The 12057-nt window shown below is 69.6% G+C and carries 13 protein-coding genes; 7 read left to right on the plus strand and 6 right to left on the minus strand.

What is annotated here, in order from left to right; genetic code table 11:
* Positions 1-20 precede the first annotated feature (20 nt).
* Genes C5B96_RS13945 through C5B96_RS13955 form a run of 3 tightly spaced genes read left to right on the plus strand, consistent with a single transcriptional unit; the run spans position 21 to position 1812 of the window.
* Entirely contained in the window at positions 21-671 is a 651-nt protein-coding gene (locus tag C5B96_RS13945) for a hypothetical protein (protein WP_104245963.1), read from the plus strand.
* Positions 668-1261 carry a hypothetical protein gene (locus C5B96_RS13950; protein ID WP_104245964.1) on the plus strand — a complete coding sequence of 198 codons (594 nt, stop codon included), beginning with the start codon at positions 668-670 and terminating at the stop codon, positions 1259-1261. The genes C5B96_RS13945 and C5B96_RS13950 overlap by 4 nt, the downstream gene beginning before the upstream one ends.
* A complete protein-coding gene (locus C5B96_RS13955) occupies positions 1258-1812 on the plus strand; it encodes a hypothetical protein (protein ID WP_104245965.1) in 555 nt (184 codons plus the stop codon). Before C5B96_RS13950 ends, C5B96_RS13955 begins: the two co-directional genes overlap by 4 nt.
* Here the strand turns inward: C5B96_RS13955 and C5B96_RS13960 are convergent.
* Positions 1791-3053 carry a hypothetical protein gene (locus tag C5B96_RS13960; RefSeq protein WP_104245966.1) on the minus strand — a complete coding sequence of 421 codons (1263 nt, stop codon included), beginning with the start codon at positions 3051-3053 and terminating at the stop codon, positions 1791-1793. The two genes, C5B96_RS13955 and C5B96_RS13960, sit on opposite strands and share 22 nt — an antisense overlap.
* A gap of 171 nt (positions 3054-3224) precedes the next feature.
* Here C5B96_RS13960 and C5B96_RS13965 point away from each other — a divergent pair, with 171 nt between their 5' ends.
* The gene (locus C5B96_RS13965) at positions 3225-3455 is read left to right on the plus strand and encodes a type II toxin-antitoxin system Phd/YefM family antitoxin (protein ID WP_104245977.1); all 231 of its coding nucleotides are present in this window, start codon (positions 3225-3227) and stop codon (positions 3453-3455) included.
* Complete coding sequence (locus tag C5B96_RS13970) at positions 3455-3847, plus strand: type II toxin-antitoxin system VapC family toxin (protein WP_199176661.1); 393 nt, start codon at positions 3455-3457, stop codon at positions 3845-3847. The genes C5B96_RS13965 and C5B96_RS13970 overlap by 1 nt, the downstream gene beginning before the upstream one ends.
* A 22-nt stretch (positions 3848-3869) precedes the next feature.
* Here C5B96_RS13970 and C5B96_RS13975 read toward each other — a convergent pair whose 3' ends face one another.
* From C5B96_RS13975 to C5B96_RS13985, 3 genes are all read right to left on the minus strand, one after another.
* On the minus strand, positions 3870-4280 hold the full coding sequence (locus C5B96_RS13975) for a DUF779 domain-containing protein (protein ID WP_104245968.1): 411 nt from the start codon (positions 4278-4280) through the stop codon (positions 3870-3872).
* A gap of 10 nt (positions 4281-4290) precedes the next feature.
* Positions 4291-5814, minus strand: coding sequence for an aldehyde dehydrogenase family protein (locus C5B96_RS13980; protein WP_104245969.1), 1524 nt, complete (start codon positions 5812-5814; stop codon positions 4291-4293).
* A gap of 154 nt (positions 5815-5968) precedes the next feature.
* Positions 5969-7348, minus strand: a complete 1380-nt coding sequence (locus C5B96_RS13985) for a helix-turn-helix domain-containing protein (protein WP_233189211.1) — start codon at positions 7346-7348, stop codon at positions 5969-5971.
* Between the two features lie 97 nt (positions 7349-7445).
* On the opposite strand from C5B96_RS13985, the gene C5B96_RS13990 reads away from it, so the two are divergent.
* A complete protein-coding gene (locus tag C5B96_RS13990; RefSeq protein ID WP_199176662.1) occupies positions 7446-7850 on the plus strand; it encodes a hypothetical protein in 405 nt (134 codons plus the stop codon).
* A gap of 48 nt (positions 7851-7898) precedes the next feature.
* Here the strand turns inward: C5B96_RS13990 and C5B96_RS13995 are convergent, their stop codons facing one another.
* Both C5B96_RS13995 and C5B96_RS17445 read right to left on the minus strand, forming a co-directional pair.
* Positions 7899-9347 (minus strand): MFS transporter, encoded by a 1449-nt coding sequence (locus tag C5B96_RS13995; RefSeq protein WP_104245971.1) that lies wholly within the window; start codon positions 9345-9347, stop codon positions 7899-7901.
* 66 nt (positions 9348-9413) lie between these two features.
* Complete coding sequence (locus tag C5B96_RS17445) at positions 9414-10412, minus strand: hypothetical protein (RefSeq protein ID WP_158507193.1); 999 nt, start codon at positions 10410-10412, stop codon at positions 9414-9416.
* Between the two features lie 120 nt (positions 10413-10532).
* Between C5B96_RS17445 and C5B96_RS14005 the strand changes: the two genes are divergently transcribed.
* Positions 10533-11936 carry a glucose-6-phosphate dehydrogenase gene (locus tag C5B96_RS14005; protein ID WP_104245972.1) on the plus strand — a complete coding sequence of 468 codons (1404 nt, stop codon included), beginning with the start codon at positions 10533-10535 and terminating at the stop codon, positions 11934-11936.
* Positions 11937-12057: the final 121 nt, after the last annotated feature.

The following is a 12057-nucleotide window of genomic DNA, read 5'->3' on the forward strand; positions in this document are numbered from 1 at the left end:
CGCATGACTACGCTGGAGGCGTGACGGAACCGGGGGGCCCAGCGAACTGGCGTACCCGCGCGACCACTCTCTCGCGCAAGGTGCCGTCGAAATGGCTGGCGACCGCCGCGATCGGGCTCTTCCTGGCCGGGTCGGCCGCGTTCGGCGGCCTCGAGACGGTCGATGCGGATGCCCTGCCCGAGGTCGCGGCAGGTAGCGCGTTCGACGGGGCCCAGCTGCGCATTACGGTCGATCGTGCCGTTCTGGTCGACGGCTTTCCGGAGCAGAACATCACCCCGGCCGAGGGCAGACGGTTCTTCGTGGTCGTCGCCACGGTCGAGAACCTCTGGGACCGACCGGTGAGCACGTACAGCAACACGGGAGCGGCGGACAACCTTCGACCGGTCGGCGTCGACGGCATCACCGCGGAGACGAAACCGACCGATGTGCTTGTGATCAGCGATGCGACGCGCTCGCCGCGCCTGCAGCCGCGGGTTCCCGTCGAACTTGCGTTCCTCTGGGAGGTCGCGCCCAGCGCCGCCGCCGACCTCGACCAGGTGCGCGTCGACATCTACGACAAGGTGTACACGGCCAACGGCTTCGTCACCTACGGAGCCCGGTACGACAGCCCGTTCCTGGCGGCCGTGACCACGGTTCCCCTCACCGACAACGGCGCGGGGGAGTCGTCGTGACCGCGGCGACGCCGACCTGGCGGCACGTCGCGAACGGTGCAGCGCTCCTCGGTTTCCTCGTGGTCGCCGGCGTCGTGCTGCACTCCGCGCCGACCGACGAGCAGTGGCAGGCGCCGATCCCGGTGAACGGTGCGATCGGCGAGGCACTGACCGGGCGCAACATCCGCGCGACCGTCACGAACATCCGGGTGGCCGATGCGGTGACCGCGAGCAACGGGTGGGCGGGTGAGACGACGGGTGTCTGGGTCGTGGTGGATGCGCGGGTCGAAGCCGTGGTCACCGACTACGGTGCGAGTCTCAGCACCGCGCAACTGAAGGTCGGCGACACGGTGTACGGGGCATCCGAGCGCCCCGCAGAGGGTTCGATCGAGGGTGTCTCGTTGAGCGTCGGCATCCCGCACGCCGGGCCGCTGTTCTTCGAGGTGCCCCGCGACGCCCTCTCGGGCGAGGATGCACGCGCCGCCGAGGTGCAACTCGCTGCGACCTCCGACCCGCGCACGGACTCCCTCATCGTCGTTCCCGTCGATCTCGCCTCCCTCACCTCCGAGCCGCGCATCGTGACCTCCGAACCGCAGTGGGGGAAGGGATGATCGGGGGCTGGCTGAGGCGCAACGGGCTCGCCCTCGCCGCTGTCGTCGTGCTGGTTCCGCTCACTGTGGGCATCACCTTCTCGAACGAGTGGATCTCGTACTATGCCGAGCGACCCAGCCAGCCTGTGGTGGTCGGCGCAGGGGCGGCGGCCGACTTCGCGGGAACCGGCTGGCGCATCGAGGGCAGCCGCCGCATCGCGGCCGACAGTGCGGAGGGGGCAGACGCCTCGCTCCCGGCGGGCAGCCAGCTGGTCGTCGTCACCGTCGGCGTGACCCCGCGGGAGCTCGACGACGAGGGCACGTCGCCGTTCTGCGAGGTGCGGCTGCAGGAGGCGGGCGGCGGTGAGCTGGCGCGCAGTTGGGGCGATGCGTCGTTCGAGCCGATCGACTACCGGGTGTCGGAGGAGGCCGAGACCGCCTGTACGAGCGAGCTGACCACACCGTACCGGTTCGAGGCGCTCTTCGTCATTCCCGCCGAGGTGGACACGGCGTTGGTGCTCCGGCTCGAGGTGGTCGAGGAACTGCCCCGCTACCTCGCGCTCACGCTCTGAGCTGCGGCGTCAGCCACCTCGCGGCGCTGGTCGAGCTTCACGAGGCAGAAGTTGTAGGCCGCGGCAACCAGGCAGAGGCGGAGCGGCTCGACGACGACATCGACGGCGAAGCTCAGTATCTGGTCGAAGTTCATCCACCACGAGTTGAGATCGTGCGGGCCGATCACCCGCACCGCTGCGAAGTCGAGCCAGGCCGATGCGCTCTCGAGCACGGTGTAGCCGAGAATGTAGATGCCCATCGGCACGACGCCCGCCCGCCAGATGAGCAGCAGGGCATCCGCGAACGGTCTCCACCGGCCGGCCCAGTCCGATCCCAGGTCTCTGAGGCGGGTGCTGACGACCGAGGGCAGTGCGTCGAAGCGTGCGCGGGCCGAGGAGAGAGCGCGGATGCGGGGCTCGGGCAGGCGGAGCCGCGGCGTCGCCAGCGCCCTCCCGTAGACGATGCCGGCCAGGGTCAGCCACGCGATCGGCAGCAGCACGAGCCCGCCCGTCTCGGTGATCGCCCACTGTACGGCTTCGACGATCCACTGCACCGGAGCGAATACGCCGACGACCGCCTGGCGCAGGTCGTCGAGCCAGCGCATGGCCTGGCGGTCGGCGATCCAGCCCTGCACGTCTTTCGTGTAGGCGGTGATGAGGAACAGGGTGAGGTAGACCCAGACGGCTTCGAGGTAGACGGCGACGAGGTTGGTCCATCGGGGGAGCCGGTCGCTGAAACGCTTGATGAGGTAGCGCCCGGTGAAGGCGACGACGATGGTACCGACCGAGAAGGGGCTGAACTCGATGCTCAGCACGGAGTTCGTGTGCGTGCCCTCGAAGAAGTTGATGTTCTTGAGGGCGGCTTCGGCGTAGGCCTGGGTGTCGTCGGCGAGGAGCTGCCAGGCGGCGTAGAACGCGAAGAACGGCAGGATGCTCACCAGGAGGATGTCGTAGAGCTTCTGCCGCGGGGCGGAGGGCACGTTCACGGTGGTGCGGTCGACGGCGTCTTCGCCCTTGTCGCGCAGGTTCATGAAGCCCGGCAGCGCGGGCCGGAGCGTCAGGAACATCGCGATGTAGCTGCCGAGTCGCGCCAGGATGGCGAGCGGCATGAGCAGCAGCCCCACGAGTGCGCTCGTCGCCCCGAAGAACGCGGCCACCTCGATCAGCAGGTAGCGCGCCAGCCAGCCGGCCAGATACCACGCCAGCAGCTGCGGCCACCGTGCGGCCACCAGCCGCACCGTGCGTGACAGGATCGAGAACACGCCCCCACCCTAGCGGCGCCCGACCCTCCCGTCCCGGTTTCCTCCCCTGCACAGGTCGCCGGTCGGCTGTCTTCTCCACAGATGCCGCTGCGGCGCACGGGGGAACCTCAGCACCGCGTACGGTCGCAGACAAGACGATTTTCAGAGGTTGACCAACTACAGTTGGTCAACATGACCGAGACGGTGAATGTGCAGGAAGCAAAGACGAGGCTCAGCGAGATTCTCAGCCGGGTCGAGCGCGGCGAGGAGTTCATTCTGGCGCGCGGAGGTAAACCCATCGCGACGCTCCGGGCCGTCGAGCCGGTGTCCCGGCGCGTGCTCGGCTTCGCACCGGGGCCCGACCTGCCCGATTCCTTCTGGGACCCGATGACAGAAGAAGAACTCGCCGAGTGGGGCATGTGATGAGGCTGCTTCTCGACACGCATGCGGCGTACTGGGCCATCCGCGAGCCGACGAGGATACCGAGCCCCGCTCGCGACCTCGTCGAAGACATGGGTAACGAGGTGCTGGTCTCCGCCATCACTCCGTGGGAGTTGGGCATCAAGTTCCGAAAGGGCCTCCTTCCCGGGGCAGGGCTCTTCCTGGAAGCGCTGGAACGCCATCTGCGGTTCCTGCGGGCGACCGAGCTTCCGGTGACGCTCGAGCATTCCCTGGCCACGGCCCACCTCGAGTGGACGCATCGTGATCCGTTCGACCGGATGCTCGCCGCACAGGCGATCGTCGAGAACGCGGTGCTGGTGACGGCCGACGCCGCCTTCTCGTCACTGGCCGGCCTTCGCACGGCCTGGAAGTGACGAGAAGGGGCGACGAGGGGCGCTAGACGAAGGGCGTCGCCGAGTCCATGAGCTTCGAGCGGATGAGGAAGCGCACGCCCTCCGGCGCCTCGACCGAGAATCCGCTGCCGCGACCCTTCACGACGTCGATCGTCAGGTGGGTGTGGCTCCAGTACGCGAACTGCTCCGCCGACATCCAGAAGTCGATCGTCTGCGGCGGGGCGCCGCCCGGGGCGATGTCCAGCACACCGAGCAGCACATCGGCGTCGGAGGTGATGAAGTCGCCCGCGGGGTAGCACATCGGTGAACTGCCGTCGCAGCATCCACCCGACTGGTGGAACATCAGCGGCCCGTACAGCTCCCAGAGCTTCCGCAGCAGCAGCACACTCGCATCGGCCAGGGCGACCCGCGACTGGGTCTCGTTCGGCAGCGTGACCGCCGCATCGACAGGCATCGGTGCCGGCTTAGAAGAAGCCGAGGGCGTTGTCGCTGTACGACACCAGCAGGTTCTTGGTCTGCTGGTAGTGGTCGAGTGCGAGCTTGTTGTTCTCGCGGCCGATACCCGAGCTCTTGTAGCCGCCGAATGCCGCCCCGGCCGGGTAGGCGTGGTAGTTGTTGACCCACACGCGACCGGCCTGGATGTCGCGGCCCGCCCGGTACGCCGTCGTGCCGTTCCGCGACCAGACGCCGGCGCCGAGCCCGTAGAGGGTGTCGTTGGCGATCGAGATGGCGTCGTCGTAGTCGTCGAACGAGGTCACCGCGACGACCGGCCCGAAGATCTCCTCCTGGAAGATGCGCATCCTGTTGTTGCCTTCGAAGATGGTCGGCTGCACGTAGTAGCCCTCCGACAGGTCGCCGCCGAGGTCAGCGCGCTCGCCGCCGAGACGCAGTTTCGCGCCCTCCTGCTTTCCGATGTCGAGGTAGCTGAGGATTTTCTCGAGCTGGTCGTTCGACGCCTGCGCCCCGACCTGGGTGTCGGTGTCGAGCGGGTTGCCCTGCACCGCCTTGGCCGTGCGCGCGGTCACCGTGTCGAGGAAAGAGTCGTAGATCGGCTTCTGGATGAGCGCGCGGCTCGGGCAGGTGCACACCTCGCCCTGATTGAACGCGAAGAGGGTGAAGCCCTCCTGCGCCTTGTCGTAGAACGCGTCGTCGGCGTCGGCCACATCGCTGAAGAAGATGTTCGGCGACTTACCGCCGAGTTCCAGCGTGACGGGGATCAGGTTCGCCGACGCGTACTGCGAGATCAGCCGGCCCGTGCTGGTCTCGCCGGTGAAGGCGATCTTGCGGATGCGCGGGCTCGACGCGAGCGGCTTGCCGGCCTCCACCCCGAAACCGTTGACGATGTTCAGCACTCCGGGCGGCAGGATGTCGCCGATGAGCTCGATCAGTACGAGGATCGACACGGGGGTCTGCTCGGCCGGCTTCAGCACGACCGCGTTGCCGGCGGCGAGGGCGGGAGCGAGCTTCCACACGGCCATCAGGATCGGGAAGTTCCACGGGATGATCTGGCCGACGACCCCCAGCGGCTCGTGGAACTGGTACGCCACGGTGTCGTTGTCGAGCTGGGCGTGGTCGCCGTCCTGCGCACGGATGGCGGCGGCGAAGTAGCGGAAGTGGTCCGACGCGAGCGGCAGGTCGGCGTTCAGCGGTTCGCGGATGGGCTTGCCGTTGTCCCACGTCTCCGCCACGGCGAGCAGCTCGAGGTTCGCGTCGATCACGTCGGCGATGCGGTTCAGTACCGCGGCCCGTTCGGCGGGGGAGGTCTTGCCCCAGGCCGGTGCGGCGCTGTGCGCGGCATCCAGAGCCTTCTCGATGTCTTCGGCCGTGCCGCGGGCGACTTCGGCGAACGGCTTTCCGTTGACGGGGGAGATGTCTTCGAAGTACTGGCCCTTCACAGGCTTGGTCCACTCGCCGCAGATCCAGTGCTCGTAGCGCGGCTTGAAGGTGACTTTCGCATCCGGTGTTCCGGGGGCTGCGTAGATCGTCATGTCGGTTTCCTTAGACGTCGTTGTCGTGAGGCGAGCCCGCTTCGGGCCACCGCGACCAGCCTAGGAAGGCCGGGGTTGCGGGAGGGTTGCGAACGGTTGCGGCGTGGTCGGCCAGAGTCTAGGAGGTTCCGCCGCTCAGGGCGGTCAGCGGCGTCTAGCGGCGCTCGGCGGCGAACTCGGCATCGATGTGTTCGATGCGTGAGACGACGGATGCCCGTTTGGGCGAATGCGTCGGCAGCCGTTCGAGGCAGGCCAGCCACACCCCGCGGTCGGAGGCGCACTCGTCGGTGCGGGCGTAGCCGAGCAGAACGTCGGCCGAGGCATCCGTCAGGAGGGATTCCCGCACGTTGCGGCTCACCGCGCGCCTGATCTCGAGGACCCCCGGCGCCGTCGACACGGCCAGCACCTCCCCGGAGTAGGCGCCGAGCGCAACGCGGTGCGCACCGCGCTCGAGGAATGCGAGCACCCGGTGCGCGTCGAGTTCGAGGGGAACGGGCATCCGGTACGGCCTCGACAGAGGGGCGAGTGCCGGGTGCAGCTCGGCCAGCACCGAACGGAGGCGCACCATCTCCGCGCGGAGCGTGGCGACGGAGTTGTCGGCGACGTAGAGCTTCTGGGCGAGCTGTTCGGCCGAGAGACCGTGCCGGTGCCACGCGAGCAGGGTGAGGATTTCGCTGTGCCGCGCGCTCAGCTCGATCGTGCGGCCGGCGTAGCTCAGGCGCCCGACTTCACGGCCGAGCACGCTGAGCAGGGGGGCGCTCGCCGGCGGGGAGGGGCGCGGTGGGGGAGCTGCTGCCGGTGTGGGCCGACCCGATGCGGCCCGACCCGGTGCGGCCGCGCGGCGCTCGGGCCGGTGCGCCCGGGCGGGGGTCAGCTGCTGGATGCGCAGCTCGGCTTCGGCAGCGGCGACCGCGGCTTCCATGAGGGGCAGGGTCACCGGCGACACCGCGTCGTGGCCGCCCGTGATGTCGATGACGCCGAGCACCTCACCCGACGCCGGGTCGTGCACCGGCACCGCCGAGCAGCTCCACGGGTGCACGATGCGGTTGAAGTGCTCGGCGCCGCCGATCTGGATGCTGCGGTCGAGGGCGAGAGCGGTGCCCGGCGCGCTCGTGCCGACGACCCGTTCCGACCAGTTGGCGCCTTCGACGAACGCCATGCCCTCAGCCCTGCTGCGGAGCTCCCGGTCGCCGTCGATCCAGAGCAGCCGGCCGGCCTGGTCGCCGATCGCCACGATGAGGCCGCGCTCGAAGGTGTGCGCGATCAGCAGGCGATGGATGACCGGCAGCACGAGGGCGAGCGGATGCGCACTGCGGTACTCGCGGAGCGCCTCGTCGTCGAGGTCGAACGCCGGGGTGAGCCTGTCGGGGTCGACGTTCGACCGCAGGGAGCGCTGCCACGACTCCTCCACGAGCCGCCGCACTCCGGCCCCCGTGGTGGCGGCGGGGAAGGCGGCCGACCGGAACCCGCCGACCACTTCGTCGTGCGCGCGCTCAGCGACCGCGCGGGGGGCGGGGGTGCGGCGGGCGGCCACGGTTCTCCGATCGTCGCTGATCCAGGGAGGGTGTTCGAGCCTTCAGGATACCGCGTCGCCCCCGAAACGGGCCGGGCGGAGCCGCTAGGGTTTTCGCATGGTCATCAGGCTCTTCGACATCGACACGGCGACCGCCCTGGCCCAGATCCTGCCGGTCATCCTGCTGGCGCTGATGGTCGAACTGCGCCGCACGAAGATCCACCGGCGCGGGCGCCGGAAGGGGCGCACGAGGGCCCTGATGGGCGTGTTCTTCATTCTGTTCGCGCTGATCGAGACCGTTCTGGTGCTCTCGATCGACGGGCGGGTGTTCCCGTTCCAGTGGAGCGACCTGATCGCTGCGCTGATCATCTTCGCCCTGCTGCTGATGCTGTTCGTGCTCACCTTCCTGCCCGAGTTCGAGGAGGACAGGCGGCGCCGGGAGCATCTCGCCGACCCCGTGCACGAGGCCGAACGGCTGCGCCACGACGGCCCGGCGGAGCACGACGACCCGGATGGGCTCTAGCGGCGCTCGACCCTGACGGGCTCTAGCGGCGCTCGACACTGACGGGCTCTAGCTGCGGGCAGCCACCCGCCCGTCGGACTGCAGCCGGGCATCCGGCATCGACGCCGCAGCCACGACGGTCGCCACCGTGCAGACCAGCACGGCGATGAAGGCCGCTCCAGACGCCAGGGCGACCGTCGCCGGGTCGCTGTCGCCGCCGGCCTTCGAGGCGTAGATGCCGTTCGCGATCGCTCCGAAGATGGCGACACCGACCGCGCTGCCGATGGAGCGGGCGAAGAAGTTCGTGCCCGTGACGACCCCGCGCTCCTCCCACTCGACGCTCGACTGGGCCGCGATCAGGCCGGGTGTGGCGACCAGGCCGAGGCCCAAGCCGATGACGAAACAGCTCACCGTGACGATGACCAGGTCGGGGTTCGGGGCGGCGAGAGCCAGCGAGAGCGACCCGGCGACGGCGATCACGAGCCCGATCAGAATGGTGCGCTTGAACCCGATCCTGAGATAGAGCTTGCCCGACTGCGAGGCGGCGATCGGCCAGCCGAGGGTGATCGCGGCGACCGCGAGGCCCGAGACGAGCGGGGAGATGTGCAGCGCACCCTCGAGGTAGGTCGGCACGAACGACGTCACACCGAGCAGGATCGCGCCGACGCCGAGCGAGATCAGCGTGGTGGTCAGCAGCAGCCGGCGCGAGAACACCCAGAGCGGCAGAACGGGCTCGACGGCGCGCCGCTCGACGAAGACGAACACCACGAGCATGGCGCCGCCGAAGGCGAAGGCCCCGATGCTGGCGGGGGAGTCCCAGGCCCAGGCCTGTCCGCCTTCGAGAACGGCGAGGATGAGGGCGGTCAGCGCGACGGTCAGAACGGCCGAGCCCGCGTAGTCGATGCGGTGCTTCTGCTTCTCGATCTTCTCGTGGAAGCGGCGCACGATCATCCAGCCCGCGATCAGGCAGAGCGGGATGTTGACGAAGAAGATGAAGCGCCAGGAGACGAACTCCGACAACAGGCCGCCGAGAAGCGGGCCGGCCACGGAGGCGATCGCCCAGACACTCGCGAGGTAGCCCTGCACCTTCGCCCGCTCGGCCACGGTGTAGATGTCGCCCGCAATCGTCACGGCCATCGGCTGCACGGCACCCGCACCGAGGCCCTGGATGACGCGGAACACGATCAGTGCGGGCATGCTCCAGGCCAGGCCGCAGAGAATCGAGCCGGCCAGGAACAGGCCGATACCGATCAGGATGATCGGCTTGCGCCCCACGGTGTCGCTGAGTTTGGCGTACACGGGCACGGAGACGGCCTGTGCGAGCAGGTAGATGGAGAACAGCCACGGGAACTGCGAGAAGTCGCCGAGGTCGCCGACGATCGATGGAACGCTCGTCGCGAGGATCGTGGCGTCGATGGCCACCAGGCCCGTCGCGAGCATCAGTGCGATGAGCAGCGGCCCCCGTTCGGAACGGAACCCGACGCCGGCACGGTGCTTCTCGTTCTTCGTGGTGCTCATGGGTACCTCAAGTGCAGAACGGTTCGCCGTTATTCCTTGTCGGAGTACAAGTTGTTGCGGTGCGGATCAGGAGCAGGGGATGACAACGCCTGTGACAGGGTCGTTGCAGAACGATTCGGGCTCGGGGAACGTGATCGTGGGGGGCGGGAACGTCACCCACCCCGGGTCGGAGCCGGAGCTGCTGCTGCCGCCGGAGCCGCTGCCGGAGCTGCTGCTGCCGCCGCCGCTGCCGCCTCCGCCGGAGCCGCCGCTGTTGCGTGCGGCGTTCTGCGCGGCGGCTGCGGCTTCCGCCGCCGTGTCGGCTTCGGCCTGGCCCGCCGCCTGCCCGGCCTCGACGGCCGCGATCGCAGCGGTCAGTGCGACGAGGGCGGAGGTGGGGTCGGCGGGCGTGCCGGCGCGCGACGCGGCGGCCGCGCTGGCGGCCGCGTCGAGGGTGGCGGAGAGCGCGCCGCGGGACTCGGTGGTGGCGAGGGGGGAGGCGTCGAGCGCGGCCTGGCCGCGCGAGATCACCGAAGCTGCGGTGTCGGCGATGGCCGTGCGAACCGTGGCCGCCTGGGTGTCGAGGGTGGTCGCGGCATCCAGAGCCTCGGTGTTCTGCTGCTCGAGAGCCGTGCGCGCCGTCGAGAGCGCCGCCGTGTCGGCCACGATGCCCGTCATCGCCGTCGAGCCGGTGCTCACCGAGGTCACTGTCGCGCCCGGCGCCGCAGCTGTGTCGAGGGTCGCCGTCAGTGCCGCGCTCGCCGAGGTCGCTGCGGCCAGGGCGCCTCCGTCGGCGTACGGCGCGAGCATGGCAGGTGCCTGGGAGAAGGCGCTCGTCATCGATGACGCGGCAGAGACACTCGCGGCGACCGTCGCCTCCGCGGCGGTGTGGGCGTCCTGCGCGAGATCGTAGAGGCGGAGTGCCTCGGCGCGGGAGCTCAGTGCGCTCGTATAGCGCTGCCGACCATCCGCGTCAGCGACGATCGCGACAGCCGTGAACACCGCCAGGGCGACGACGAGGGCGACCAGGGCGACGACGCGTGACCGCCGCTGTCGATCGTTGCCCGGCTCGGTCGAGACCGTCATGGTTCCCTCTCTTCTGCCGCGACATCCACCCGCCCCGGCACTCCGCGGCTCACCCTAGCCGACCCCCGGAGATCGCCCGGTGTCAACGGAGGTGTCGGCGGCGGCGCGTACGCTTTCGGTATGACAACTCTTCTGATTCTCGGCGCGAGCGGCGACCTCACCGAACGACTTCTGCTGCCCGGGCTCGGCAGCCTGATCGAGGGCGGCGTCGATGCCGACCGCGAGGCGGTGTCGGGGCTCCGGCTGATCGGCTCGGGGCGCTCCCCGCGCTCGAAGGAGGAGTGGCAGAAGACGGTCTCGACCGCCTTCGAGGGCGTCTCGGCGACTGACGCGGCGGCCCAGGAGATCATCGACTCGGCGGAGTACGTTCAGGGCGACCCGACCTCGAAAGACGACCTGACGAAGATCCTGGGCAACGCGGACGGCCAGCTCGTCATCTACTTCGCGCTGCCGCCCGCGATCGTGTCGAAGGTCGTGCAGACCCTCGAGACGGTCGACCTGCCCGAGGGAACGGTCTTCGCGCTCGAGAAGCCGTTCGGGTCTGATGCGCGCAGCGCCGCCACCCTCAACCGTCACCTGCTGAAGCTCGTGCCCGAGGAGCAGATCCACCGGGTCGACCACTTTCTCGGCATGTCGACGGTGCTGAACATCCTCGGCCTCCGCTTCGTCAACCGGCTCGTCGAACCGATCTGGAACAACGAGAACATCGAGAAGGTCGAGATCATCTACGACGAAGACCTCGGGCTCGAGGGTCGGGCGGGCTACTACGACACATCGGGTGCGCTCATCGACATGCTGCAGTCGCACCTGTTGCAGGTGTTGTCGATCGTGGCGATGGAGGCGCCGACGCGCATCGACCCCGTCGACTTCCGCGCGGCGACGGCGGCGGTTCTGCGCTCGACGGCGGTCTGGTCGGGCGCTCCGGTGCTGCAGGGAACGGATGCCGTCAGCCGCCGTGCGCGGTACGGGGCGGGCACGGTCGGTAGCCGGCACATGCCGGCGTACAAAGAGGAAGAGGGTGTCGACGCCTCGCGGCAGACCGAGACGCTCGCGGAGCTGGTCGTCGAGGTGAACACCCGCCGCTGGGCGGGGGTGCCCTTCGTGCTGCGGTCGGGCAAGGCCATCGGCGAGCCCGTGAAGCAGGTCATCCTCACCCTGAAGCCCGTCGGCTTCGTGCCCGACGGTCTGACCGGCGCCGAGTCGCCCGAACGTATGGTGATCGGGCTGCGGCCGCCGACCCTCGCCTTCGAGTTGACGCTGAACGGCGACGGCGACCCGTTCAGCCTGTCGCGGCATGACCTCTCCACGGAGCTGGAGCCGTCGCCGCTCACGGCCTACGGCGAGGTGATGCGCGGGGTGCTCGGCAACGATCCGACGCTGTCGATCCGCGGCGACGTGGCCGAGACGTGCTGGCGCATCGTGGCGCCCGTGCTCAACGCGTGGAAGCGTGGCGATGTGCCCCTCGAGGAGTACCCCGCCGGCTCGCAGGGCCCCCGCGCCTGGCGCGACGACGTGACGGAGTAGCCGCCTCGCGCTGCGCCCCGCCGGAGCCCGCCGCGGGTCCGCCCCAGCCGGCCTCGCCCGCCGGCCGTCGCCCGGGCGGGCCCGGGCGGGAGCGGACGGGCAGGGCGAGGCAGCCCGGGGC

This window comes from Subtercola sp. Z020 (genome assembly GCF_002931235.1).
Lineage (GTDB): Bacteria > Actinomycetota > Actinomycetes > Actinomycetales > Microbacteriaceae > Subtercola.

Bases quoted from the DNA above. Each gene is read 5' to 3' on its own strand.
- C5B96_RS13995 (WP_104245971.1), bottom strand. From the start codon at position 9,347: ATGAGCACCACGAAGAACGAGAAGCACCGTGCCGGCGTCGGGTTCCGT.
- C5B96_RS13955 (WP_104245965.1), top strand. From the start codon at position 1,258: ATGATCGGGGGCTGGCTGAGGCGCAACGGGCTCGCCCTCGCCGCTGTC.
- C5B96_RS13990 (WP_199176662.1), top strand. From the start codon at position 7,446: ATGGTCATCAGGCTCTTCGACATCGACACGGCGACCGCCCTGGCCCAG.
- C5B96_RS17445 (WP_158507193.1), bottom strand. From the start codon at position 10,412: ATGACGGTCTCGACCGAGCCGGGCAACGATCGACAGCGGCGGTCACGC.
- C5B96_RS14005 (WP_104245972.1), top strand. From the start codon at position 10,533: ATGACAACTCTTCTGATTCTCGGCGCGAGCGGCGACCTCACCGAACGA.
- C5B96_RS13975 (WP_104245968.1), bottom strand. From the start codon at position 4,280: ATGCCTGTCGATGCGGCGGTCACGCTGCCGAACGAGACCCAGTCGCGG.
- C5B96_RS13965 (WP_104245977.1), top strand. From the start codon at position 3,225: ATGACCGAGACGGTGAATGTGCAGGAAGCAAAGACGAGGCTCAGCGAG.
- C5B96_RS13980 (WP_104245969.1), bottom strand. From the start codon at position 5,814: ATGACGATCTACGCAGCCCCCGGAACACCGGATGCGAAAGTCACCTTC.
- C5B96_RS13970 (WP_199176661.1), top strand. From the start codon at position 3,455: ATGAGGCTGCTTCTCGACACGCATGCGGCGTACTGGGCCATCCGCGAG.